We start from the raw sequence: 25,649 nt of genomic DNA, 5'->3' as shown, positions 1-25,649 counted from the left end.
CGTGATCGGTTAGCCCCATGTACCGAATACGTACCAGAACCGTTACCCGATGAGACTGGAGATAGTCGCGCCGGGGAGTGTATAAAATATCCACTTCAACCCGGATATCCGCATCATGCCTGCCAACAGTCACGCGTGTTCAGATCAGGTCGATGCTGACCTGATCAAGATCACTCGTCTATTCGCCACGCCTATCGCCAGCTTGATCCACCCAGAGCATGAGCTTCTGAACGAACAACTGCGGTCGGTCATCCTGGAGCGTTCGGCACACGACCTTGGCACATTGCACAGTAACGATGGCGGCTGGCAATCTCAGGACGACTTCGCCACGTGGGCTGGTGAGCCTGGCGCAAAACTGGTCGCCTTCGCACAGGAGCTGGCCAACCAGCTGTCAGCCATCAGCTCGCCGGAGCACGGTCTCATAGAAGCTCATTTGCAGTGGCGCTACAGCGCATGGGCAAATATCAACCGCAAGGGCCACTCCAACTCATTACATGCGCACCCGGGGGCATTTTGGTCTGGAGTGTATTGGGTAGACGATGGCGGTCGCGGGCACAATCCTGAACTCGGAGGCGAACTGGAATTCATCGACCCGCGTGGGATCACACCGGCGCTGCTCAATCCCGCCCTGCGCATGCGCATCGCGGGTTGTCTGGCGGCAGGCTACGCGAGCACAGTCACGCCCTCAAGCGGTACGCTGCTGATGTTTCCCTCCTGGCTAATGCACGCTGTGCGTCGCTACGAAGGTGATCGGCCGAGGATTTCCGTGGCGTTCAACTTTGCTATTTGAGCCGACGTTATCGCAGTGCCATCAAGGACAGACACCGGTTTCCTGTTCTGGAATCACAGGTCTGTCCTGACGTTCGAGCCTCTTCACACCCCGCCCTTCAATTTCCGCACTGCCGTTATCTCCGGCAAATCCACGCGTCTTACATAAACCCGCAGTGGCTCGGTGATGTTCAGCCGGTCATCAATGTTCTGCTCCAGCAACAACGCCAACAGGTCGCGCTTGAGTGTCATGACCTGGTTATCACCAGCTTGCCAGACGAATTCGTGAGTCGGCGTGATGGTATGGTCGGGCACGTCCATGCCAAAGGCGTCTTCGCTGAAACGAACGATGTACCGGTCCGCTTTGTGGTGGTAGCCGACAAAGCCTTTAAGCAGGTCGGAAGCGTCACAAATGACGCTGGAGGTAATGCTCATGGTTAGCCTCTGGGACGTATCAAAGTGCGCTGCGGAAAATCGCTTCGATCTGAAGCTGTTCAGCCGGGCGCGGATTGGTCAGGCCGCAGGCGTCTTTCAAGGCGTTGGCAGCCAGGGTTGGAATGTCTTCCTCCTTGACGCCCAGTTCTCTGAGGCCCGCAGGGATGTCGACGGCACGGGACAGATTGCGAATCGCGGCGATGGCCGCCCGGCTGCCGTCGTCGGGGGAGAGGCCGCGCGTGTCTTCACCCATGGCGTGGGCAATGTCGGTCAGCCGTGACGGGCAGACGCTGGCGTTGAAGCTTTCGACATGGGGCAGCAAGATTGCGTTGCACACGCCGTGGGGCAAGTTATAGAAGCCACCCAATTGGTGAGCCATCGCGTGCACGTAACCCAAGGAGGCGTTGTTGAACGCCATGCCCGCGAGAAACTGCGCATACGCCATGTTTTCCCGCGCAACCATGTCGCTGCCATTGGCCACGGCCTGGCGCAGGTTATCGGCGATCAGCGCCATGGCTTTCAGGGCGCAGGCATCGGTGATCGGGGTAGCGGCCGTTGAGACGTAGGCTTCAATGGCGTGGGTCAGTGCGTCCATGCCCGTGGCTGCCGTGAGCGCTTTAGGCATCGCGACCATCAATCCGGGATCGTTGACGGAGAGCACGGGGGTGACATTACGGTCGACGATGGCCATTTTGATGTGGCGGACTTCGTCAGTGATGATGCAAAACCGCGTCATCTCGCTGGCTGTGCCCGCCGTGGTGTTGATTGCAACTACAGGCAACTGCGGCTTGGCCGACTGATCGACACCTTCGTAGTCGCTGATGTGCCCGCCGTTGGTCGCGCACAATGCGATACCTTTTGCGCAATCGTGGGGCGAGCCGCCGCCGAGGGAGATTACGAAATCGCAGCCGCTGTTCTTGAGCAGCGCCAGGCCCTTCTCAACGTTACCCACGGTAGGGTTGGGTTGTGCGCCGTCGAACACCAAGGCATCGATGTCCTGTTCGGCCAACAACCCGACGATTTTCGCCGCAACACCGGCCTTGGCCAGCCCGACGTCGGTTACGATCAACGCTTTGTGAAATCCGAAGTTGCGGATGGCGGTCATCGCTTCGGCCATGCAGCCAATGCCCATGATGTTCACCGCAGGAATAAAGAAAGTGCTGCTCATGGCAAGTCCCCTGTAACCAAGCCAAGCCAGTCGATCCGGTTTGGCGAATGCGTGCAGCATCTTCTGATTGCAAACATTTCGCATTGATCTGGCTCAATACCGGCATCAACGTCGGGATCAGCCGATAGGCGTGATAAAGTCCCGGCGCTGCCTTTCCCCGACCTGACGACGAACAGAGACTATGGACTTCACGGATTTTGACGCTGAGCTTGCAGACTGGAATGAGCTGCGGGCGACCACCCCATTTTCCGGTTTGCTGATCGGAAACGGCGCGAGCATGGCGGTGTGGAAGAACTTTTCTTACGACTCGCTCTTCGAAAAAGCCGAGACCACCCGTAACAAACCGTTGAGCCATACCGAACTCGCCGTATTCAAGGCCATAAACACCAGCAATTTCGAGCCGATCCTGAGTGCGCTGAAAACCACCATGAGGGTCAACGCAGCACTGACCATCAGTTCTTCATCGCCACGTAATCGGTATTTCGCGATTAAAGAAGCCCTGATCCACGCCGTGCGCTCAGTCCACATTCCATGGCGTCTGGTGGAAGAAAGTACCCTGACCCGTCTCAATCAAGAACTCAGCCAGTACCGTACTGTTTATTCGACCAACTATGACTTGCTCTGCTATTGGGCCGTGATGCAGTCGCCGCAGGCCTTCAACGACCTGTTCGACGATGACGCCACTTTCGACCTCAGCAATACGCCGACCAATGCCACGCGCATGCTTTATCTGCACGGCGGCTTGCACCTTGTGAAAAACCTTGATGGCAGCGTTCGCAAACTGCTGTCATCGGAAAGCACCCTGCTGGGCAGCTTCGCCATCAATGCCCTGGACGACGTGCCGCTATTCATCAGCGAAGACAACAGCGAGAACAAGCTGAAGATGATCCGCCACTCGGATTACCTGTCTTTCTGCTACTCGCAACTTGCGACTCATGAAGACGCCCTGTGCATCTTCGGCCACGCCCTTGGCACCCAGGACAAACACATCGTCGACGCGATCAGGCATGCCGGGGTCAAGACCATCGCCCTCTCCATTTACCCGCGCAGCGCCGCCTTTATCCAACACCAAAAGCGGCACTACAGCAGCGTCTTCGCGGGGCTGGATGTGACCTTGAAGTTCTTCGATGCCAAGACCCACCCGCTGGGCAGCCCTGAATTGTCGGTGCCCGTCGAACGTCTGAATACGACTGTAAGCGCACCGAAACCAGTGGGCTCAAAGCGCTGAGAGCAATTCACGCCTGAAGAAGCACCCGAACTGTACGGATAAATCTCTCTGTAGCTGTGAGGGCGCGTGCGGGTCGGTTTGTGGCTAGATGAGATGCTCTTGTATCCCATAACAACAAGGCCACGTTTCGATCATGTCCTCTCGCGAAAACACCGGTATGGCCTTGGGCCTGATCGGGGTGATTATTTTCAGTCTGACGCTGCCCATGACCCGCATCGTGGTCCAGGAAATCCACCCACTCCTCAATGGCCTGGGCCGCGCATTACTGGCGGCGATTCCAGCCGCGGCGCTGTTGCTTTGGCAGCGCGAAAAGTGGCCGACCTGGGCGCAGATCAAAGGTCTGAGTCTGGTAGCGCTTGGAGTGATTGTCGGTTTTCCGGTGCTGTCCGCCTGGGCGATGAAAACCCTGCCTGCGTCCCACGGCGCGCTGGTCAATGGCCTGCAACCCTTGTGCGTGGCGATCTATGCGGCGTGGCTCTCACATGAGCGCCCATCGAAAGCCTTCTGGGCCTGTGCGGCATTGGGCAGTGCGCTGGTGCTCGGCTATGCGTTGATCAGCGGTGCGGGGAATATTCAGGCGGGCGACGTGTGGATGCTGGCGGCGGTGGCCATCGGCGGGCTGGGTTATGCCGAAGGCGGCCGTCTGGCCAAGCAGATGGGGGGTTGGCAGGTGATCTGTTGGGCCTTGGTCCTGTCCAGCCCGCTGCTGCTCGGGCCGGTGATTTATCTGGCATTGCAGCATCAAGGACCGATCTCCACCGGCACGTGGTGGGCATTTGGTTATGTGTCGATTTTCTCGCAATTCATCGGCTTCTTCGCCTGGTATGCCGGCCTGGCCATGGGCGGCATCTCGCGAGTCAGTCAGGTGCAACTGCTGCAGATTTTCTTCACCATCGTCTTTTCAGCGCTGTTTTTCGGTGAGCACATCGAGCCAATTACCTGGGTGTTCGCGGCCGGCGTCATCGCTACGGTGATGTTGGGACGCAAGACCACGGTCATTGCGCCCAAGCCGATCACCACCCGAGTCTAATCAGCTGATGTAGCCGTCTGCCTGGAGCAGGGTTTCCAGGCAGTGTTCCTGAATACCGTAGAACGCTTTCAATTCCTGGATTTTGCTCAACAACTCCGGCTGTTTGAGCGGCTCGGCGCGTTTGACCGCAAGAATCATTTTGTTCTTGTTGGTGTGCTCCAGCGAGATGAACTCGAACACCTTGGTCTCGTAACCGCAGGCTTCAAGGAACAGGGCACGCAAACTGTCGGTAACCATTTCTGCCTGCTGGCCCATGTGCAAACCGTATTGCAGCATTGGCCGCAACAGCGTCGGGCTTTGAATCTGCAAGCGGATCTGTTTATGGCAGCACGGCGAGCACATGATGATCGACGCCCCGGAACGAATACCCATGTGGATCGCGTAATCGGTGGCGATATCGCAGGCGTGCAAGGCAATCATCACGTCGATGGCACTGGGCGCCACAGTGCGCACATCGCCATGCTGGAACACCAGCCCCGGATGCTCCAAGCGCGCAGCGGCGTTGTTGCACAGCGTGACCATGTCCTCGCGCAACTCGACCCCGGTGACATGGCCTTCTGCGTGCAAGGTGTTGCGTAAGTAATCGTGAATCGCAAAGGTCAGGTAGCCCTTGCCCGAACCAAAGTCCGAGACCTTGATCGGCTGATCCAGCGCCAGCGGCGAGGTGCTCAAGGCATGGGAAAACACCTCAATGAACTTGTTGATCTGCTTCCACTTACGCGACATGGACGGGATCAGTTCGTGCTGTTTATTGGTCACGCCCAAGTCGGTCAAAAATGGTCGATTCAGCTCCAGAAAGCGCTTCTTCTCACGATCATGCTCGACCGAGGGCGCTTCGCGCTGCTGCTGGGCCTTGCTGGTGAACAGCGTACTTTTACCTTTTTTGCTGTATTCCAACTGCACTTCGTCAGTCAACGATAACAAGTGCGCGTTCTTGAACGATTCGGGCAATAAACCCGCGATCACCTCGACCCCTTCCGCCAGCGGGAAATTCTTGGTGATGTCGCGGGTTTTATAGCGATACACGAACGACAGGTGCGGCAGCTCCTTGATCGTCGTCAGCTTGATGATGATGCGCTGCAACTCCACCTCAGCGCCGACGTACTTGGCCAGTACCAGCTTGATAAAGGAGTTCTGCGACAGACTGGTGTCCAGCAGGCTCAAAAACTGCGCACGATGATCCGGCACAGACTGGGTGGACGTTGCAGTGGCTGACATTGGAAAGCGCCTCGGACGGGCTAAAAATAACGAGGCGGCCATTTTAGAAGAGTTGATGGTAGAAACGTACGATTATTTTCTTATAGGTAAAGCGCCCTATAGCGAGCCAGACAAAATATGACGCGAACATTTCCTACAACAACTGATGAAATAACTTCCGAGCCAAATCCCAAAACGTAAAGTGCGCAGACTGAAATCCGGCTATATTTAAGAGCGTCTAATGAGCAAACAGACTGCAGTGTCCGCTATTAATTTTTATTATCACGCACAGGAAGTGCCCACTCTATGAACAAGCTTATTGAACTAAAAAACGACGACACCTTGGAACACGCTGTAACAAAACCGCTCGATTACTTGAAAATCTCCACGACAGCAGAACAAAATGGTGGCCGCGGCTCAGCGCTAATTCTGACAAAAGAAGACATTCTGACTATCAAGCGTTATGAAAAACAAAGTTTGAACTTCCCGTTGACACTTGCTGAGGTGGAGAACCACCTCGGTTTCAAAACCAGTAACATTAAGGGCCTTGAGCCCATAGACATCCTGCAGACCTATACGAGCATCAACGCCCACGCCAAGCGTTGGGCACCCCTTGAAAGTGAAATAAAACTGGTTGGCACATCACTGGATATATTTGCAACCAGCTTTACCGTCTCCGGCCAAAGAATTCTGAACATCATCGACAGAATGGACATTCTGGACCAACTGGAGTTGACCGTCGCCGACCTGTCACTTGAAAGCATTCAGGACCTGCCATTGGCACCCTTGAATCCAAAAGACCAGAAAATCAAAACGGCGCTGGTTTCTTATTTAAATATAATCGCAGCCGACATCGCGAAATCAAAAAAAGAAACCCATGACGTAAAACAAAAAATCACACATTTTGCAAAGACGCTTGCGGAACAGTTGATCCCGAGCGTGAACGATAAAATCACCCTCACGAGCACGTCCAATCTCAATCAGAAAGTGACAGATTTGGAAAAGGATATTGACGAACTGACGAGCGTGATCGATCAAAAAAACAAAGAATACAAATCGCTAACTACTAACGTCGCATGGGGAGGGTTTGGGGGCCCTATAGGTCTCATCGTTGTCGGTGGAATTCTTGGTGCTAAAGCGGAAAAAATCCGCAAGGAAAAAAATAGTCTTATCGCTGAAAAAAACAAAAAAATTAGCTCCCTTAAAATAAAACGTCCACTCGTTGCCGCTCTGCACGGGTTGAGTTTACATTTCCAAAATATGGAAATTCGCATGTTGGATGCCGAACAAAGCTCGAAGAACCTTGAAGACATGTGGGCCGTTCTGGCCAAGTACATCGATCATTCTGCGGAAGAACTCGAGAGCATCAATAACACCCATGATCTTTTGACGTTTGCCGTACGATTTGAGCGCGTCGTTTCTCCGTGGCATACCATCAAAAATTACACCCACGAATTACTGATTGCGTTCGAAAGCGCACTCACCGAATACAAACTTAGCCGGCATTATTGATTCATAAGGATATGAAATGAACGTTTATCAACTGAACACCTCTTTGCCATTTTCCAGCCCTGACTTGTCGGTCATGGCGGCGTCCAAACAACTGATCAATGTGCAAGCCATGTCTCTGCGACTGGCGTTCCTTTCGGCAATGGACGAAAAACTTCAGCACCTGGATATCACCATCAACCGTGCGGATCAGGTATTCCGGGACGAATTAAGAAATGTCTTCGTCATATTGGACACTACCCACCTGGCGCCTATCGACACCAAAATCCAGCAAATCAAAGACAGCGATCGATTAACGGCAGCCCAACAACAACGCGGCATTGATCTGCTGAACCAAGAGAAAATGCGGATTATCGCCACCGTAATCACCTCCATTCAAAAAGGCGCCAGATCCATCTCCCGGGGTGCCGATGACATCAGTGCAATCAACCTGAAATTGAAAGACGGCACGTTACACACTACATTGCAAAACCGAATCAACACACTGACCCAGAAAAACGCCGGGCTTAATGTTCAGCTCAGCAACATTGTCGATGATCGACGCACGCTGAGTGAAGCCATCAAGGTTTTTGAAAAATATAATATAGCGGACCTGTTCAAGGACACGTTACCTACCGCCGCAGAGTTGGGTGCCTTGAATATAGAGATGCCAGAAATTGCGGCGATTCAGCTGGCGGCAGGCCGACTGGAGAAGTTACTGGAGCATGTCAGTCGCACGCTTAACTACGTAGACCTCATCAACGAGAGGGATAAGCTGCGCAATCGTTATAACGCCCTTACTACCCAATCCCGTGATATTGACGCTGAGATCAACACCCTTATCGATCAGTCCAATCAACTTATGGGGTTGGCCAATGTCGAGCAGACCAAAACCGTTTGGGTGCAAGAGGCCCAAAAAGTCGCTAAATCATTTCAGATCTTTCTAGGTTCAAACAGCAATGACGTTCTGCTCGACGAGAATTTTTCTCAGCACCTTGTTCAACTGAAGGCCTATGTGCATTCTTTTTACACTGTAACCCGCACACTCTAATCAATCTCTCGCCGCAAAAGCAGATGCCTGGGAAACCGTCATCTGCTTTCACTTGCCGGTCACCCCAGCACCACCAACCGATTCGGCAACTCATTGCGCGTCTGCGTCACAGGCACATGGGTCGCCAACAATTCGCCGCAGGCTTCAATGCAACCCAGGAACCCTTGCAAGGTCTTCCCGTCACTGACCTGTTGAGTGAACACCTCGATCAGCGCTTTCCAGACAGTGTCGTCCACACGGCTGCTGATGCCCCGGTCTACGATGATTTCAACATAGCGCTCAGCTTCACAGACGAAGATCAGGATGCCGGTACCGCCGAGCGTATGGTGCAAATTCTGCTCGAGGAATTGGCGGCGAGCCAGGTTACCAGCACGCCAATGGCGTACGGATTTGGGGATCAAACGGGTTGTCACCGCCGGAACGCGCATGATCAGTGCGGCAACGATAAAAGTGGCCATCTGCACCAACAGCAGCTGATTGGCGTTCAGCCAGCCTGGGTAATAGTTGATCAGTCCAGGCAGCAACAGCGCCACTAGCCCAGCCCCGATCAACGGCGCGTACGTGTAATCGTCGGCCTGTGCGGCCAGCACCGTGACCAGTTCGGCATCGGTTCGTTGTTCGACCCGGCGAACGGCCTCGGCGACCTCGCGCTGTTCTTCTTTATTCAGTAAAGCCATGTGCGATCACCTATAGGACCCATCATTTACCAATTACCGGACGCGCCGCCGCCGCCGAAGCTGCCACCACCGCCACTGAAGCCGCCACCACCAGAGCGTGAGCCTCCAGAGCCAAAACCGCCCATGCCGCCCATGAAGCCACCGCCACCGCCTCGTCCTCTGCCCCAGAGCATGTTCATCACGATAAAGATCAAGAACAGCGCCAGGTACACCATGTTCTGCATAGCATCGCCGGAGCCATTGTCGGCGGCGGGCTCGGCCAGCGGGTTGCCTCCGAGCACCTGGATCATGGCCTGCACGGCCTGGCTGATGCCGCCGGAGAAGTTACCGGCCTTGAACGCCGGGGTGAGTATCTGGTTGATGATCACCGAAGACTGGGCATCGGTCAGGCGTTCTTCAAGGCCGTAGCCCACCTCAATCCGCACTTTATGATCATCGCGGGCAACAATCAGCAACGCGCCATTGTCTTTGCCCTTTTGCCCGACACCCCAGAAACGGCCGAGTTGGTAACCATAATCCTCAATGCTGGTGCCTTGCAGGTTGGGCAGCGTGACCACCACAACCTGCTCGCCGGTCGCCTGCTCATGAGCCTCAAGCATGTGTGACAGTTGCGCTGTTGTTTGCGCATCTATCAGGTGCACGGTGTCGACCACGCGTCCGGTCATGGGCGGAAACACCAGCGCGGCCAGAGTCACCGTGGCGCAAGCCAACAGTAAACCCACCAGGGACAGCCGCAGGGCGCGCATCAGAATTTCACTTCAGGGGCTTTCTCGGAGCCTGGCGTCGTGGCTTCAAAGTTCGGCCGGATCGGCAGATCGCTGTACATCACGGTGTGCCAGAGGCGACCGGGGAAGGTACGAATTTCGGTGTTGTAGCGCTCGACCGACGCGATGAAGTCTTTGCGCGCCACGGCGATGCGATTTTCCGTGCCTTCAAGCTGCGATTGCAGGGCAAGGAAGTTTTGGTTGGATTTCAGGTCCGGGTAACGCTCGGAGACCACCATCAGACGACTCAGCGCACTAGTGAGCTCACCCTGAGCTTGTTGGAACTGCTTGAGTTTTTCCGGATCGTTCAAGGTGCTGGCGTCGACCTGAATCGACGTGGCCTTGGCCCGCGCCTCAATGACAGCGGTCAGGGTGGTCTGTTCCTGTTTGGCATAACCGCGCACAGTCTCGACTAGATTGGGGATCAGGTCGGCCCGACGCTGATACTGGTTCTGCACCTGCGCCCAGGCAGCCTTCACCTGCTCGTCATAGGTCGGAATGTTGTTGATGCCACAACCGGCCAATAACGTGCTCAGCAGCATCAGCGCCGTCATGGACCAACTGAAACGAAAGCCCCGTTGTGTTTGCATGTCCTTTTCTCCCCGTTTGAAATGCTTATTCATTCTGACCCGACAGACTGACTTTAGCCAAACCAGACGATCCGCTGCATAATCCCCGGTCAAGACTGGATTGCTAACGCGCAATACGCTAAAACTCCCTGCGCTAAAGATGCTCTGCGCGACAAAGAGTTCAGTGGCGACCCCTTCGCCCTGATCGACAATAAGCGCAACAGGCTCAATACCCAACATTTGGCTGACCAGTACTTAACGTAAGTTGCTGAAGAACGCCTTGAGAAAATAGTCATGAATAAGCTGTGTTTGCTGGGCCTTGTCGTCGGCCTGGCCAGTCACTCGGTAATGGCCGAGACCAATGACACCACCCTGCAGACTAAAAACGTCTTCATTTCCGACCTGATGAAACAAATGACCCTCGATGAAAAAATCGGGCAGTTGCGACTCATCAGTATCGGCCCCGAAATGCCGCAGCCGAATATCCTCAAGGAAATTGCTGCCGGCAGAATCGGCGGCACGTTCAACTCGATCACCCGTTCCGAAAACCGTCCTTTGCAGGAAGCGGCAGTTGCGAAGAGTCGCCTGAAGATTCCCATGTTTTTCGCCTACGACGTGGTCCACGGCCATCGTACGACCTTTCCGATCAGCCTGGGTCTTGCGGCGAGCTGGGACATGGACGCGATAGCCTTGAGCGGTCGTACGTCAGCCATTGAAGCCAGCGCCGATGGCCTGGACATGACCTTCGCACCGATGGTCGATATCTCCCGCGATCCCCGCTGGGGCCGCAGTTCGGAAGGGTTTGGCGAGGACACCTACCTGGTGTCGCGCATTGCCAAGGTGATGGTCAACGCTTATCGCGGCGAGCATCCCGGTGGCGCTGACAGCCTGATGGCCAGCGTCAAACACTTTGCGCTGTATGGCGCGGTAGAAGGCGGTCGTGACTACAACACCGTCGACATGAGTCCGGTGCGCATGTACCAGGACTACCTGCCGCCTTACCGCGCCGCGATCGATGCCGGTGCAGGCGGGGTAATGGTCGCCCTCAACTCGGTCAACGGCGTACCGGCCACGTCCAATACCTGGTTGATGCAGGACCTGTTGCGCAAGGAGTGGGGCTTCAAGGGCGTGACCGTCAGCGACCACGGCGCCATCAAGGAACTGATCCGCCACGGTGTGGCCAGCGACGAACGTGAAGCCGCCAAGCTGGCGATCAGGAACGGCATTGACCTGAGCATGAATGACTCGGCCTATGGCAAACACTTGCCTGGTCTGCTCAAGGACGGGGAGATTTCCCAAAAAGATATTGATAACGCCGTGCGCGAAGTGTTGGGCGCCAAGTACGACATGGGCCTGTTCGCCGACCCGTACCGTCGTATCGGCAATGCCGCTCATGACCCGGTCGACACCAACGCCGAAAGCCGCCTGCACCGCAAAGAAGCGCGTGAGGTGGCACGCAAGACCATGGTATTGCTGAAAAACGATAACCAGACGTTGCCGCTGAAGAAGCAAGGCACCATCGCGGTGATTGGCTCTCTGGCGACAAGCCAGATGGACATGCTGGGCAGCTGGTCCGCTGCAGGCGTACCGAAACAATCGGTCACTATTTTTGACGGTCTGGCCAATGCGGTCGGCGACAAGGCCAAGCTGGTTTATGCTCGCGGCGCCAATGTCTCTGACAACCCGAAAGTCATTAACTACCTGAACTTCATGGTCACCGAAGTCGAGATCGACCCGCGCCCGGCCGAAGAAATGATTGCCGAGGCGGTCAAGGTTGCCCAGCAGGCTGATGTGGTGGTAGCAGTGGTTGGCGAGTCGCGGGGCATGTCCCACGAATCGGCGAGCCGCACTGACCTTAATATCCCCGGTAGACAGCGCGACCTGATCAAGGCACTCAAAGCCACCGGAAAACCCCTGGTGCTGGTGCTGATGAACGGCCGCCCGCTGACTCTGGTCGAGGAACAGAAACAGGCTGACGCGATGCTCGAAACCTGGTTCACCGGCACCGAAGGCGGTAACGCAATAGCTGACGTGCTCTTCGGTGACTACAACCCGTCAGGCAAATTGCCGATGTCCTTCCCTCGTTCGGTGGGGCAGATTCCGGTTTACTACAACCACCTCCGCACCGGCCGTCCTTTCACGCTCGGTTCGCCCCCGAACTACACGTCAAACTACTTCGAAGAAGAAGTCACTGGCCCGCTCTTTCCCTTCGGTTATGGCTTGAGCTACACCCAGTTCAGTCTGTCGGACGTCACGTTATCCAATAAACATATGAAACGCGGCGGCCAGTTGACCGCCAGCATCGCGGTAAAAAATACCGGCAAGGTTGCTGGCGAAACGGTGGTGCAACTTTATCTGCACGATGTTGCTGCCTCCATCAGTCGCCCGGTCAAAGAGCTGAAGAACTTTCAGAAAGTCATGCTCCAGCCGAAAGAAGAGAAAGTCATCAACTTCGTCATCACTGAAGACGACCTGAAGTTCTACAACCCGGCCCTGAAATACGCTGCTGAGCCGGGCGAATTCAACGTGATGATTGGTCTCGACTCTGAAGACGTGAAAACAGAGAGCTTTGAGTTGTTATAAGCGGCCCTGTATCAGGCGCGGTCCAGCCTCTGGACCGCGTTGCATCCTTCGCGAAGACTGAACGTCACACGACATGAAATCTCGACGTTCACCCAGCGTTCTCGGCCCTGCCCCGTGCTAAGGTGCCTGCCGACTCACTTCCGTCTCCGCCACCATGTCCTTCACTTCCCGCACCTTTCGCCTGCCTCTCTATGTGCTGCTGATCCTGGCGGGCGCGGTGTTGGCTGCCGGACTGGCGATGCAGCAGACCGAACGTCACGCCCTGGCCGACGATGCCGGGCGAGCCCGTGGGCAACTGGCGTTGTATGGCAATACGCTGCACACCCTGATCGAACGCTATCGCGCGCTGCCCGCAGTGCTGGCGCTGGACCCTGAACTGCGTTCGGCCTTGAGCGGACCGGTCAGCTCAACGACTCAGGACACGGTGAACCGCAAACTGGAACGGATCAACAGCGCGGCGCAGTCATCCACCCTGGAGCTGCTCGACCGCAACGGTTTAGCGGTCGGCGCCAGTAACTGGCGTTTGCCGAGTAGCTATGTTGGCCATAACTATGCGTTCCGCCCCTACTTTCTGCAGACCAAAGCCCAAGGCGTGGGGCGCTTTTATGCGGTTGGCGTGACCAGCGGCATTCCCGGTTATTTCTTATCGAACGCCGTCACCAGCGACGCGGGCGATTTTCTCGGTGCCATGGTGGTGAAACTGGAGTTTCCCGAACTGGAACACGAATGGGGCCAAGGCAGCGACCTGCTGCTGGTCAGCGACGCCAAAGGCATTGTGTTCATCGCCAATCAGCCCGGCTGGCGCTATCGCGAGTTGCAGCCGATTTCCGCCAGCGACCGCGCGGAACTGGCCGCCACCCGCCAGTACGACAAACAACCGTTGTCGGCCCTGCATCGTCAAGTGATCCAAGCGTTCGACGACAACGGCCATCTCGTCAGGATCGAAGGCCCCGACGGTGCGGTGGATTATCTGTGGGAGTCTTTGCCACTCACCGCCGAAGGCTGGACCCTGCATCTTTTGCGCAAGCCACAGGTGGCGGCCGAAGACATGCGCAATGCTGCTCTGGCAGCGGCCGGCACCTGGCTGACGTTGGTGTTTCTGAGCCTGTTTCTTTATCAGCGTTGGCGTTTGGCACGCGTGCATCAGCGCAACCGTGAAGAACTGGAGCAACTGGTCGAAGAACGCACCCGCGACCTGCGTACCGCTCAGGACGGGTTGGTGCAGTCGGCCAAACTCGCGGCGTTGGGGCAGATGTCTGCGGCGCTGGCCCACGAGATCAATCAGCCGCTGACCGCCCAACGCATGCAACTGGCCAGCCTGCGTCTGCTGCTTGATCATGGCCGCATCGACGACGCCTATCAGGCCCTGACCCCGCTGGATCAACAACTGACGCGCATGGCAGCGCTGACCGGGCATTTGAAAACCTTTGCCCGCAAAAGCCCCAGCGGCCTGCGGGAACGGCTGGATCTGGCGGCGGTGGTTGATCAGGCGTTGCTGTTGCTCGAGCCCCGGCTGCGTGATGAACGCGTCAGTTGCGTCTTGCACCTGACCCGACCCGCGTACGTGCGCGGTGATGCGATCCGCCTGGAACAGGTGCTGATCAACCTGCTGCGCAATGCGCTGGATGCCATGCGCGATAAACCGCTCAAGCGTCTGGAAGTACGCATTGAGGCTGAGCAGCCTGCACACAATTCCACTAAGCCCAGGCAATGGCGGCTGACAGTTGGCGACAGTGGCGGCGGCATCGCGCAGGAGCATCTGGCCAACGTTTTCGACCCGTTCTTCACCACCAAACCAGTGGGCGACGGTTTGGGCCTGGGCCTTGCGGTGTCTTATGCCATCGTCCACGAATCCGGCGGCACGCTGTGCGTCGACAATCATGGCGGCGGCGCGCGATTCACACTGACGATTCCCACTGATCCAGAGGCCTGATCCTGCATGCTGAATTCTGTAATTGTGGTCGATGACGAAGCCAGCATCCGCGATGCGGTGCAACAATGGCTGTCGCTGTCCGGGTTCCGTGTGCAGGTGCACAGCCGCGCGGAAGATTGCCTGGCCGCCCTGCCCGATCATTTCCCCGGCGTAATCCTCAGCGATGTGCGCATGCCAGGGATAAGCGGCCTGGAGTTTCTGGCCCGCCTGCAACGCTTAGACCCGGACTTGCCGGTGATCCTACTGACCGGGCATGGCGATGTGCCCATGGCGGTGGATGCCATGCGCGACGGTGCCTATGACTTTCTGGAGAAACCCTTCAGCCCGGAAACGCTGATGAGTAGCCTGCGCCGGGCGCTGGAGAAGCGGCAGTTGGTCCTGGAAAACCGACGCCTGCATGAACAAGCCGATGCCAAGTCCAAACTGGACGAAACCCTGCTGGGCGTTGCACCCAGTCTGCACACCCTGCGTCGGCAAGTGCTGGAGCTGTCGCAACTGCCCGTCAACGTGGTCATTCGCGGCGAAACCGGCAGCGGCAAAGAACTGGTCGCGCGCTGCCTGCATGACTTCGGCCCTCGGGCGGGCAAACCCTTTGTCGCACTCAACTGCGCGGCGATCCCCGAGCAGTTGTTCGAAGCCGAACTGTTCGGCCACGAAAGCGGTGCCTTCACGGGGGCGCAGGGCAAACGTATTGGCAAGCTGGAGTACGCCGACGGCGGTACGTTGTTTCTCGACGAAATTGAAAGCATGCCGCTGGCCCAGCAGGTCAAATTGCTGCGCGTTATTCAGGAGCAGCGCCTTGAACGGCTGGGCTCTAACCGGAGCATCTCTGTCGACATCCGGATTATCGCCGCGACCAAACCGGATCTGCTGGAAGAGGCACGGGCCGGGCGTTTTCGCGAAGACCTGGCGTATCGCCTGAACGTGGCCGAACTGCGTTTGCCGCCGTTGCGCGAGCGCCGCGAAGACATTCCGCTGCTGTTCGGCCATTTCGCCCGCACCGCCGCCAAACGCCTGGGGCGCAAGGCGCCGGTATTGAGCGGCGCGCAACTGAGCCATCTGCTCAGCCATGACTGGCCGGGTAATGTCCGCGAACTGGCCAACGCGGCAGAACGTCAAGTCTTGGGATTGGGCCAGGCAGAGCCCACAGCCACCGAGTCGGGGCAGTCACTGGCCACTCGGCAAGAGGCGTTCGAAGCCCATTGCCTGCGCAGCGCACTGACCCGGCACAAAGGTGACATCAAGGCCGTCCTCCACGAACTGCAACTGCCACGCAGGACCCTCAACGAGAAAATGCAGCGTCACGGCCTGCAACGGGAAATGTTTCTGCTGAGCGCTGAATAAGCCCCTCTATCGGCAACTTTCCGCTCATGGGAATCACGCCAATGAGCGGATTCCCGCCTAAAAAACCAACCAACCCCCTCTAGACCGGCCATCACCGGCCTGGCACAGCTCCTGCTATAGGACTGCCAGGCTGCGCTTGCGCGTGCTCCACTAAAAACAATGACTTAAAGGATCAGTGATGGACATCCCCAACTCTCTGTCTAAAGGGTCGGCTGCCGCGTCGACCAAAGAAAAAACCACAGGCAGTCGCCTGAAATCGATTTTCAGCGGCTCGGTCGGCAACCTGGTCGAGTGGTACGACTGGTACGTCTACGCCGCTTTCTCGTTGTACTTCGCAAAATCGTTCTTCCCTCAGGGCGACACCACCGCACAACTGCTCAACACCGCTGCGATCTTCGCTGTGGGCTTTTTGATGCGCCCGATCGGCGGCTGGCTGATGGGCATTTACGCCGACCGCAAGGGACGCAAAGCTGCACTGATGATATCGGTGTTCTTGATGTGCTTCGGCTCGCTGATCATCGCCTTGACCCCGAGTTACGAAATCATCGGCGTCGGCGCACCGATTCTGCTGATATTCGCCCGCCTGCTGCAGGGCTTGTCCGTGGGTGGCGAGTACGGCACTTCGGCAACTTACCTGAGCGAGATGGCCACCAAAGAGCGTCGCGGCTTCTTCTCCAGCTTTCAGTACGTCACCCTGATCTCCGGCCAGCTCATCGCGCTGGCGGTGCTGATCATCCTTCAGCAAACCCTGAACACTGAGCAGCTGTACGCATGGGGCTGGCGTATTCCGTTCGTGATCGGCGCGCTGTGTGCCGTGGTCGCGCTGTACCTGCGGCGCGGGATGGAAGAGACCGAGTCGTTCACCCAGAAAAAAGAGAAGCCAAAAGAAAGCCTGATGCGCACCTTGATGCGTCATCCGAAGGAGCTGATGACCGTGGTCGGCCTGACCATGGGCGGCACCCTGGCCTTCTACACCTACACCACCTACATGCAGAAATACCTGGTGAACACCGTCGGCATGAGCATCTCCGACTCCACCACCATTTCAGCGGCCACGCTGTTTCTGTTCATGTGCATCCAGCCCTTGGTCGGCGCACTGTCGGACAAAATCGGACGGCGTCCTATCCTGATTGCGTTCGGCGTGTTGGGTACGCTGTTCACGGTGCCGATCCTGACCACCTTGCACACCGTCCAGAGCTGGTGGGGTGCGTTCTTCCTGATCATGGCGGCGCTGATTATTGTCAGCGGTTACACCTCGATCAATGCCGTGGTGAAGGCCGAACTCTTCCCCACCGAAATTCGCGCCTTGGGCGTGGGCTTGCCTTATGCCTTGACCGTATCGATCTTCGGCGGCACCGCGGAATACATCGCGCTGTGGTTCAAAAGCATCGGCATGGAGACGGGCTACTACTGGTACGTCACCGCCTGTATTGCCGTTTCGCTGCTGGTTTACGTGTTCATGAAGGACACCCGAAAGCACTCACGGATTGAAACCGACTGAGCGTGAATGTCGATTTCTAATCGGGACACGCAGTCAAAAAAGGGGTGACCACTTCAAGTGGTCGCCCCTTTTCTTAACACCTCAACGGCCTCCCCAATCGGGCATGAGTGGGTCGCAAGAAAGTCGGAAATATCCATTAGACGTTTGCATACCCACCGACAACTGCACACATCTACATGATTTTATTGGCTTTTATTAATTATTATTTTTAATGACAGTTAATAGCACCCTTTGTTTAATTATTAACAAAGCTGAGCGGCGTAGCGGCTGAGTGATGACGCGGACAGTGCAAACCGTTTGAGGTAACACCTCTTGGATTTACCTTCAGCCCGGCCTATGCCGGGCTGATTCTTTTACGGAGTTTATGAAAGCCCGTTGTATTGTTGCACCGGCAAACAACACGTAACTTCGGTATGAAAAGTGCGTGCACTACCTCTCCAGAATAATAATTCTACTGCTCACTCTACTGCTGCCAACCTCGTGTCTGACGTCACCGAAAAAGCGAGTACCCAGTGCACATTACCCTCCGTTCCCGACGCCCACTACCACAGCAACCACATGATTTATATGAGAATTTACGTACTATTAATTTCAGCAATAGTCGCTAGCATCCTTAATGACTTCTTAATTAAACCGAGCGGCGTAACATTCACCCCATAGCAACTTAAAACCCACGAACATGCAGAGCAAACATCATGAAAACTTCAAAACTTATCTTCGGCCTGGCGTTCTCGGTATTGGCCAGCAGCGCGTTCGCCCTTCCCGCTTTTGCAGAAAATGGTTCGGCTCACACTAGCGCTACTCATGTTGCTGCTGATGGTGCTGATCACGTCGGTGCAAACCGTGTCGCCGCTGATGGTGCTGATCACGTCGGTGCAAACCGTGTCGCCGCTGATGGCGCTGATCACGTCGGTGCAAACCGTGTCGCCGCTGATGGCGCTGATCACGTCGGTGCAAACCGTGTCGCCGCTGATGGCGCTGATCACGTCGGTGCAAACCGTGTCGCCGCTGATGGTGCTGACCACGTCGGTGCAAACCGTGTCGCCGCTGATGGTGCTGACCACGTCGGTGCAAACCGTGTGAGCTAACAGCTCACACTGCTCCTTCCAGCCCGGCTTATGCCGGGCTTAATTTTGCGCGGCATGAAAGTCTGGAAACGCTGGTCGATGCCTTGCACTATGGCAGTCTTTCCCAAAGCAGCTGTTGTCATCAGGAATCCCGCCATGCCAGACGATATCCATTTCTACGAACCTTCCCAAGGGCATCGCCTGCCCCACGACCCGTTCAATGCCATCGTCGGCCCGCGTCCTATCGGCTGGATTTCATCCCAGGATGCTCAGGGCAATCTGAATCTGGCGCCTTACAGTTTCTTCAACGCCTTTAACTACATTCCGCCAATCATTGGCTTTTGCAGTGTCGGTCGTAAGGACAGCCTGAATAACATCGAACAGACTGGCGAGTTCGCCTGGAATCTGGCGACCCGGCCACTGGCCGAAGCAATGAACAAGAGCTGCGCAGCCGTCCCGCCGGGAACTGATGAATTTGAGTTGGCGAACCTGACCCCCGTGGCATCGCGCATCATCAAGGTGCCGCGCGTGCTGGAGACGCCGGTGTCGTTCGAATGCAAGGTCACGCAGATCGTGCAGCTGCAACGCGCGAACAGAGAGTTGGTGTCGAGCTGGCTGATTCTTGGCGAAGTGGTGGCGGTGCATATTGCCAAGTCACTGTTGAAAGACGGCATCTACGACACTGCGGCCGCAGAGCCTATTTTGCGCGGAGGCGGCCCTGCCGATTACTTTCAGCTGGGGCCGGAATCACTGTTCAAGATGTACCGGCCCACCGTTTAAACCAGGTTAAAACACCAACTCGCCGTGCGCATCGACATCGACCAGACGGGCCAATACCTCGGTCGCGGCCTGGTCGGCTTCATGCGCTGTTTTGAATTTTTGCCCGTCCAGCACACGATGAAAACGTGGCGCGCCACCCGCGCCATGGGCTTTGACGGCAATCGCCGCATCGTAACCGCCCTCACCGGGCATGACTGCGGAAACCGCTTCGACGTCTTTGAACTCTTTACGTGCCATGCCGCTTATCCTGCCTGTTAATGGGATCGCGGCAATTCTAAACCGTTTGCACGCCAGACCGCAGGGCGGTGGTCATGTCCACACCGTGCATCTGGTTAGCCTGCGCCGCGCTAACAGTGGCAAAGGTATGAAAATCCAGACTGCTGACCACCAGTTCCTGCACCACGTCAGCGAAAACGCTTAGTTCCGGGGTCGAGAAGTAAGCGTTCATCGCCTGCTCGCTAGACCATAAGCCGGACACCAACCACAAATCCGGATCGCACATTGATTGCTGCAACGCAAAGTGCAGACAGCCAGGAGCCTTCAGCGTCGGTTCGATCAGGCGACTCAATCGCACGCCCAAGTGTGCACTGCATCCGGTTCGGGCACGGGCAAAGGCAAGGTGGCTCACGGGGCCTGGATTGGGCATGATCTGCACTCCTGAGGTGGACAGCTTTTATGGGGCGCGGCGCAACTCGCTACAGCACCAGAGATTAGGCCGGTAGGGGAATTTGCCGTTAGCCGGTTTCTGCCCGGTTATTGCCTATTACTGCATCAGGGTGTTTGCTGCCTGTTGCACCTGAACCTGAGCGCAACAATTCCGCGCCTGTCGAACAACGGAGCATCAAGCAAGTTCAGGCCTTGATAAGCGGGAGTTGCTGCCTCTCTGCACGCGCGCCGACAGAATCAGGCAAGCATTGAGCAGAATCCAGGTAGCGCTTTTTTTTGCACAAAAATAGGCTGTGCTCATCGGTGAACCATCAGAGGATTCGAGGCATGTTACAGCGTGAGCCCCCTAGCGTTCAGGTGGACGATGATATGGAAAAGCAGCGTGCCGAGCTGGCCGATATCATTCGACGCTTTGCGCCTGAAGATGGCATTTTCACCACTGCCGTCGCGCCGCTGTACATGGTTCGCTACGATCATCCGGTCCAATCGTTTCCGACGCTGGCGCAACCAGCGCTGTGCATCCTCGCCCAAGGCAGCAAGGACGTGCGCCTGGGTGACGAAAGCTACACCTATGACCCGCTGAATTATCTGGTGCTTTCGGTGGCGATGCCGCTCAGTGGCTGTATTCAGCATGCCACGCCGGAGCACCCGAACCTGGCGCTGCGTCTGGACATCGACCCCGCGCAAATCAATACCCTGATCGCCGAAGCCGGCCTCATGAGCGTGCCGACCCGTCCGACCGGACGCGGGCTGTATATCGAGCGCATTGATTCGCAACTGCTCGATGCAGTGCTGCGTCTGACACGCTTGCTGTCCACTCCAAAAGACATTGCCATGCTCGCGCCGCTGATTCAGCGCGAGATCCTTTACCGTCTGTTACGCAGTCAGCAGGGCTATCAGCTGTATGAAATCGCGATGTCCAACAGCCAGACGCATCGCGTCACGCAGGCAATAAAATGGCTCAACAGCAACTACGAGCAACCCTTGCGGATCGAAGATCTGGCGCGCGAAGTGAACCTCAGCGTGTCAACGCTGCACCATCGCTTCAAGTCGGTGACGGCCATGAGTCCCTTGCAGTACCAAAAGCAGCTACGGTTGCAGGAAGCCCGACGGTTGATGCTGGCTGACGGGCTGGACGCCTCGGCAGCCGGTTATCGGGTCGGCTATGAAAGCCCTTCGCAGTTCAGTCGCGAGTACAGCCGTCTGTTCGGCGCACCGCCCTTGCGCGACCTGGCTCGGCTGCGCAAGCGCGTTTAACCCGCCACCAGCGGTCAGTCATACACGTTCAGGCCGTCAGTACCCGGCAAGCCTCGGCAGGAATGGTGATCGACACCGGATTGCCGATGCTCAGACCGAAGCCCTGGCACGGGGTACTCAGCGCGGTCAGCGAAACACCGGCGCAATCGATAGTGGTTTCGATGGTCGCGCCGATATCACGAACGAAGGTCACGGTGCCCAACAGACGATTGCCAGCAGTCGGCAGCGGCAACGATAGTTGCAGATCCTCCGGGCGCACCAACATTTTGATCTTGGCACCCGCCTCAATGCTCGCGCAGATCGGTACGTCCAACGCTTCACCGCCGGGCAAGCCGACGCGCCCGTTGCCCAGTGCGATAGCAGGAAAGATATTGCCCGAGCCAATAAAGTCGGCGACGAACTCGTTGGCCGGGTTGCGATAGATCTCAATCGGCGTGCCAACTTGTTGCACGCGATTCTGTCCCAGTACCACCACAATGTCGGCCATGGTCATGGCTTCGCGCTGATCGTGAGTCACCAGGATAGTGGTGATATTCAGCCGTTGTTGCAGTTGGCGAATCTCCACCTGCATCGACTCGCGGAGCTTGGCATCGAGTGCCGACAAGGGCTCATCCAACAGCAGCAGCTTGGGGTGCGATGCAATCGCCCGCGCAATGGCCACGCGCTGACGCTGACCACCCGAAAGCTTGGCCACTGGCCGATCAACCATTTGCTGCAACTGGATCAACTCAAGCAATTCCTTGACCCGCGCTTGCTGGTCGGCCTTGCTTACGCCACGCAGTTTCAACGGGTACGCGATGTTTTCCCCCACCGTCATGTGCGGGAACAGCGCCAGTGACTGGAACACCATGCCGAAGTTGCGCTGGTGCGCCGGGGTATGGCTCACGTCCTCGCCATCGAGACGAATCTCGCCGCCGCTCAAGGTTTCCAGGCCCGCGATCATGCGCAACAAGGTGGTCTTGCCGCAGCCGGAGGGGCCGAGAAAACATACCAGTTTGCCTTCGGGCAGGTGCAGGTTGACGTCCGTTACCGCGCAGGCCGAGCCGTAGAATTTCTCGACGTTTTCCAGGATTAATCCGGTCATTTACCTAAACCTCAAAAAATTAGAACGAAACGCCACCTTCACCGACCAGCTTCTCCAACGCCCAAATCAGGACGAAGTCGATCAGCACGATCAACACGGCAAACGAAAAGACGGTCGGATCCAGCGATGACACGGTGCGGCTGTACATCCAGATCGGCACGGTCATCACGTCGATGTTGTAGAGGAAGTAGGTGACGGTGAACTCGTTGAACGAGACGATAAACGCCAACAACATCCCGGCAAGAATCCCCGATTTCATCAACGGCACAACCACGTCGACAATGGCCCGCAACGGTGAAGCGCCGAGCATTTGCGCGGCCTCCTCGACTTCGCTGCCGATGGACATCATCGCCGCAGTGCAGTTTTTCACCACGAACGGCAGCGCCAGAATTACGTGTGCGATAACGAGCCGCGAGGTGTTCATCTGAAACGGCAGGCTGTCGAATATCAGCAGCAACGCCAGACCGAGCACCACCATGGGAAACACCAGCGGCAGCGACATTAGTTGCAGTGCCACACCCTTGCCGCGAAATTCGCAGCGTGTCAGGGCATAGGACGCAGGCACCGCGACCAGGGTCGCCAGGACCATGGTCAGGCACGCGACCCACAGACTGGTGGTCATGGCTTTACCTAGACTCAACACATCACTGGCGTCGGGGGAAACAAAGGTATTCCAGGCGGCCTTGTACCACTGCAGGCTGTAGCTGCTGGGCGGAAAGTCCAGGTTCGAGGCACCACTGAACGACATGACGATCATGGTCAGAATCGGCAGCACGGCCAGCAACAGAATGAAGCCTGAGAGGACACCCGCCAAGCGACCGGTGTCTCCAGGTAGGATCGGTTGAAAGCGCAAGCGGCTTTTCGAGGGGCTGCTCATTGCGAAGCCTCCAGCAGACGGCGACGACGGCCGGTGATGTATTCAGAGAGGGTCATGATTGCCAGGGTGGTGACGATCAACACCACACCGGCAGCCGAGGCAGCAGGCCAGTTCATCAGGGGCGCGATCTGGTCGTGGACCATCACCGCCAGCATGGGCACCCGCCGACCGCCGAGCAGTAACGGCACGACGAAACTGCTGGCGTTGTAGGCGAACACCAGCGTGGCGCCGGTGATGATGCCAGGCAGGCTCATCGGCAACACTACTTGGCGAAACACTTGAAAACGACTGGCGCCCAAGGTGGCGGCGGCTTCTTCATAGCTGCGCGAAACCCCGCGCATGGCGCTGGCAATCGGTAATACCGCCAATGGGAAAGCGGTTTGCACCAGGCCCATCAGCACACCATTTTGGTTGTAGAGCATCATCACCGGACGGGTGATGATGCCCAGCCCCATCAACGCCTGATTGAGCATGCCGCCCGGGCCGAGAATCACCAGCCAGCCGTAGCTTTGCAGCAGCAGGTTGACCAGCAGCGGCAGGAGCACGGCAGCCAGAAACACCCGACGCAACAAAGGCGACTGCAAGCGCGACATGGTGTACGCCACCGGAATCGCCAGTACCACCGCGATCACCGCACTGAACAATGCCAGGCGCAAGGTCAGCAGTAATGACTTCAGGTAATACGGCTCAGCCAGTTGTGCGTAGCTGGCAAGGCTGAAGCCGGACCATTCGGCGCCCTTGGTGCCGACACTCATGCGCAACACCAGGAGGCTGGCGGCAATCAACACCGCGAGAAACAGCATCGATGGCGAGAGAAAAAGCCAGGCGCGCGCCGTGGGGGAAATCGTTTTAGCCCGGCGTACCGAGGGCGCGGCGGCCGAGCTGATCAAAGGAGGGTGTTCCATGGCGGTGATCTCGTGGGAGATGGATTCAGCATCGCGGGCAAGCGCGTTCCTACAGGAGCATGTAGGCGCTTGCTTGCCCGCGATTCGCAACTCAGGAAGAGAAGATTTCCGTGTAACGACGAATCCACTGATCGTGAACGGTGGCCAGGAAAGCGTTGTCGTGCATGATCGCTTTGTCGGCAATCTGTTCCGGCGTAAGGATGTACGGGCTCTTGCGCGCTTCTGCCGAGATGATTGCCTTGGCGTTGACCGGGCCGTTGAAGATGTCTTCGGCCATCTTGCCCTGCACCAAAGGGTCGAGAGAATGGTTGATGAAGGCGTAAGCCAGATCGGTGTCGCCCGGACGATTTTTCGGCATGACCGACTGCATCAGGTCGGTATAGAAGCCTTCTTTCATACCAAAGGTAGCACCCAGACCGTAGGCCGGATCGCGAATCTGTTTCGGAAAGAACGCCGGGGCATACAGGCCACCCATGTCCAGCGAGCCCGTGCGGAACAGCTCTGCAATCTGGTTCGGGTTCTCGCCCAAGGTCACTACGCGGTCCTTGAGCTCTGCCAGTTTCTTGAAACCGGGTTCGATGTTGTGCTCATCGCCACCGGCCAGTTTGGCGGCGATGATGATCAGGTCCATGGCCTCGGTCCAGTTCGGCGGCGGCAGGAAAATGTTCGGTGCCAGATCCCGATCCCACAGTGCGGCATAGCTGTCCGGCGCTTCTTTTACCGTGCGGGTACTGTAGATCAGGCTGTTGCACCACAGTAGATAACCGATGCCGTGACCGTTGGCGCCTGTGCGGTATTTTTCAGGCACGTCGACAATATTGGGGATGCGATTGAGGTCTGGTTTTTCCAGCAGACCGGCAGCGGCCAGGCCTTCAGCACCGACACCGGCGAGGGTGATGATGTCGTATTGCGGACGATCACCACCGGCCTTGAGCTTGGCGACCATTTCCGAGGTGCTGCCAGTACGGTCGGCAATAACCTTGGCACCGGTTTTGGCTTCGAAGGTGGCCGCGATATTGCGCAGTGCCGCCAGGCCAGTGTCGTCGGACCAGGTGAGCAAGCGCAGGGTTTTCCCCTGAAACCGGGTATCACTGGCACTGGCCCTGATGAAGGGCATCGACATCGCAGCCGCGGCGACCGATGCAACGCCCACCGTCTTGATGAATTGCCTTCTGTTCAGATCATGCTCGCCCATGACGGACTCCTTTTGTTTTTCTAAAAGTGAGGATTGATCGCAGCTTCGCCCCAGGCTGAGTGCGCCAGTTGATCCCGCTACA

24 protein-coding genes are annotated in these 25,649 nt (G+C 57.0%); 12 read left to right on the top strand and 12 right to left on the bottom strand.

Going from position 1 to position 25,649, the window contains the following annotated elements:
* The first annotated feature begins 115 nt into the window (after positions 1-115).
* A complete protein-coding gene (locus tag ACVBEG_RS02460; protein WP_323566305.1) occupies positions 116-790 on the top strand; it encodes a TIGR02466 family protein in 675 nt (224 codons plus the stop codon).
* 83 nt (positions 791-873) lie between these two features.
* On the opposite strand, the gene ACVBEG_RS02455 is transcribed toward ACVBEG_RS02460, so the two are convergent.
* Both ACVBEG_RS02455 and yiaY read right to left on the bottom strand, forming a co-directional pair.
* Complete coding sequence (locus tag ACVBEG_RS02455) at positions 874-1,203, bottom strand: DUF2025 family protein (RefSeq protein WP_322181586.1); 330 nt, start codon at positions 1,201-1,203, stop codon at positions 874-876.
* Between the two features lie 19 nt (positions 1,204-1,222).
* Positions 1,223-2,371 carry an L-threonine dehydrogenase gene (yiaY, locus tag ACVBEG_RS02450; RefSeq protein ID WP_322181588.1) on the bottom strand — a complete coding sequence of 383 codons (1,149 nt, stop codon included), beginning with the start codon at positions 2,369-2,371 and terminating at the stop codon, positions 1,223-1,225.
* 181 nt (positions 2,372-2,552) lie between these two features.
* Between yiaY and ACVBEG_RS02445 the strand changes: the two genes are divergently transcribed.
* Together ACVBEG_RS02445 and ACVBEG_RS02440 are read left to right on the top strand one after the other, a co-directional pair.
* Positions 2,553-3,599, top strand: a complete 1,047-nt coding sequence (locus tag ACVBEG_RS02445) for a DUF4917 family protein (protein WP_323566304.1) — start codon at positions 2,553-2,555, stop codon at positions 3,597-3,599.
* Between the two features lie 133 nt (positions 3,600-3,732).
* A complete protein-coding gene (locus tag ACVBEG_RS02440) occupies positions 3,733-4,629 on the top strand; it encodes a DMT family transporter (protein ID WP_322181592.1) in 897 nt (298 codons plus the stop codon).
* On the opposite strand, the gene ACVBEG_RS02435 is transcribed toward ACVBEG_RS02440, so the two are convergent.
* Positions 4,630-5,847, bottom strand: a complete 1,218-nt coding sequence (locus ACVBEG_RS02435) for a class I SAM-dependent methyltransferase (protein ID WP_322181595.1) — start codon at positions 5,845-5,847, stop codon at positions 4,630-4,632. It lies immediately after the preceding gene.
* A gap of 285 nt (positions 5,848-6,132) precedes the next feature.
* On the opposite strand from ACVBEG_RS02435, the gene ACVBEG_RS02430 reads away from it, so the two are divergent.
* Together ACVBEG_RS02430 and ACVBEG_RS02425 are read left to right on the top strand one after the other, a co-directional pair.
* Entirely contained in the window at positions 6,133-7,338 is a 1,206-nt protein-coding gene (locus ACVBEG_RS02430) for an alpha-xenorhabdolysin family binary toxin subunit A (protein WP_322181597.1), read from the top strand.
* Positions 7,339-7,354: 16 nt separating this feature from the next.
* A complete protein-coding gene (locus tag ACVBEG_RS02425) occupies positions 7,355-8,365 on the top strand; it encodes an alpha-xenorhabdolysin family binary toxin subunit B (RefSeq protein WP_322181599.1) in 1,011 nt (336 codons plus the stop codon).
* Positions 8,366-8,424: 59 nt separating this feature from the next.
* On the opposite strand, the gene ACVBEG_RS02420 is transcribed toward ACVBEG_RS02425, so the two are convergent.
* From ACVBEG_RS02420 to ACVBEG_RS02410, 3 genes are read right to left on the bottom strand one after another with little or no spacing between them, the layout of a single operon-like run.
* Entirely contained in the window at positions 8,425-9,042 is a 618-nt protein-coding gene (locus ACVBEG_RS02420; RefSeq protein ID WP_322181601.1) for a TPM domain-containing protein, read from the bottom strand.
* Positions 9,043-9,068: 26 nt separating this feature from the next.
* Positions 9,069-9,788, bottom strand: coding sequence for a TPM domain-containing protein (locus tag ACVBEG_RS02415; RefSeq protein WP_322181603.1), 720 nt, complete (start codon positions 9,786-9,788; stop codon positions 9,069-9,071).
* The gene (locus ACVBEG_RS02410) at positions 9,788-10,396 is read right to left on the bottom strand and encodes a LemA family protein (protein ID WP_322181606.1); all 609 of its coding nucleotides are present in this window, start codon (positions 10,394-10,396) and stop codon (positions 9,788-9,790) included. Before ACVBEG_RS02410 ends, ACVBEG_RS02415 begins: the two co-directional genes overlap by 1 nt.
* A gap of 273 nt (positions 10,397-10,669) precedes the next feature.
* Between ACVBEG_RS02410 and bglX the strand changes: the two genes are divergently transcribed.
* From bglX to ACVBEG_RS02380, 6 genes are all read left to right on the top strand, one after another.
* Positions 10,670-12,958: a beta-glucosidase BglX gene (gene bglX / locus ACVBEG_RS02405; protein ID WP_322217853.1), complete on the top strand. Its 2,289-nt coding sequence runs from the start codon at positions 10,670-10,672 to the stop codon at positions 12,956-12,958.
* Positions 12,959-13,112: 154 nt separating this feature from the next.
* On the top strand, positions 13,113-14,891 hold the full coding sequence (locus ACVBEG_RS02400) for an ATP-binding protein (protein WP_447107317.1): 1,779 nt from the start codon (positions 13,113-13,115) through the stop codon (positions 14,889-14,891).
* 6 nt (positions 14,892-14,897) lie between these two features.
* Positions 14,898-16,235: a sigma-54-dependent transcriptional regulator gene (locus ACVBEG_RS02395; RefSeq protein WP_447107316.1), complete on the top strand. Its 1,338-nt coding sequence runs from the start codon at positions 14,898-14,900 to the stop codon at positions 16,233-16,235.
* Between the two features lie 178 nt (positions 16,236-16,413).
* Positions 16,414-17,736, top strand: a complete 1,323-nt coding sequence (locus tag ACVBEG_RS02390; RefSeq protein WP_447107315.1) for an MFS transporter — start codon at positions 16,414-16,416, stop codon at positions 17,734-17,736.
* A 695-nt stretch (positions 17,737-18,431) separates the two neighbouring features.
* Positions 18,432-18,824, top strand: coding sequence for a hypothetical protein (locus tag ACVBEG_RS02385; RefSeq protein ID WP_447107314.1), 393 nt, complete (start codon positions 18,432-18,434; stop codon positions 18,822-18,824).
* A 135-nt stretch (positions 18,825-18,959) separates the two neighbouring features.
* Positions 18,960-19,583, top strand: a complete 624-nt coding sequence (locus tag ACVBEG_RS02380; RefSeq protein ID WP_322181616.1) for a flavin reductase family protein — start codon at positions 18,960-18,962, stop codon at positions 19,581-19,583.
* Between the two features lie 6 nt (positions 19,584-19,589).
* Here ACVBEG_RS02380 and ACVBEG_RS02375 read toward each other — a convergent pair whose 3' ends face one another.
* Complete coding sequence (locus tag ACVBEG_RS02375; protein ID WP_322181618.1) at positions 19,590-19,820, bottom strand: hypothetical protein; 231 nt, start codon at positions 19,818-19,820, stop codon at positions 19,590-19,592.
* A 37-nt stretch (positions 19,821-19,857) separates the two neighbouring features.
* Positions 19,858-20,229 (bottom strand): putative quinol monooxygenase, encoded by a 372-nt coding sequence (locus tag ACVBEG_RS02370; RefSeq protein WP_322181619.1) that lies wholly within the window; start codon positions 20,227-20,229, stop codon positions 19,858-19,860.
* A gap of 347 nt (positions 20,230-20,576) precedes the next feature.
* On the opposite strand from ACVBEG_RS02370, the gene ACVBEG_RS02365 reads away from it, so the two are divergent.
* The gene (locus tag ACVBEG_RS02365) at positions 20,577-21,506 is read left to right on the top strand and encodes an AraC family transcriptional regulator (protein WP_322181622.1); all 930 of its coding nucleotides are present in this window, start codon (positions 20,577-20,579) and stop codon (positions 21,504-21,506) included.
* Positions 21,507-21,534: 28 nt separating this feature from the next.
* Here ACVBEG_RS02365 and ACVBEG_RS02360 read toward each other — a convergent pair whose 3' ends face one another.
* From ACVBEG_RS02360 to ACVBEG_RS02345, 4 genes are all read right to left on the bottom strand, one after another.
* On the bottom strand, positions 21,535-22,590 hold the full coding sequence (locus ACVBEG_RS02360; protein WP_322181624.1) for an ABC transporter ATP-binding protein: 1,056 nt from the start codon (positions 22,588-22,590) through the stop codon (positions 21,535-21,537).
* 19 nt (positions 22,591-22,609) lie between these two features.
* Positions 22,610-23,467 carry an ABC transporter permease gene (locus tag ACVBEG_RS02355; protein ID WP_219062157.1) on the bottom strand — a complete coding sequence of 286 codons (858 nt, stop codon included), beginning with the start codon at positions 23,465-23,467 and terminating at the stop codon, positions 22,610-22,612.
* Positions 23,464-24,372, bottom strand: coding sequence for an ABC transporter permease (locus ACVBEG_RS02350; RefSeq protein ID WP_322181627.1), 909 nt, complete (start codon positions 24,370-24,372; stop codon positions 23,464-23,466). Before ACVBEG_RS02350 ends, ACVBEG_RS02355 begins: the two co-directional genes overlap by 4 nt.
* 91 nt (positions 24,373-24,463) lie before the next feature.
* The gene (locus tag ACVBEG_RS02345) at positions 24,464-25,567 is read right to left on the bottom strand and encodes an ABC transporter substrate-binding protein (RefSeq protein WP_322181629.1); all 1,104 of its coding nucleotides are present in this window, start codon (positions 25,565-25,567) and stop codon (positions 24,464-24,466) included.
* Between the last annotated feature and the right edge of the window lie 82 nt (positions 25,568-25,649).

It is taken from the genome of Pseudomonas sp. GG8 (genome assembly GCF_052976945.1).
The sequence above is the reverse complement of the archived record's forward strand: the minus strand, read 5'-3'. Positions and strand labels throughout refer to the sequence as shown.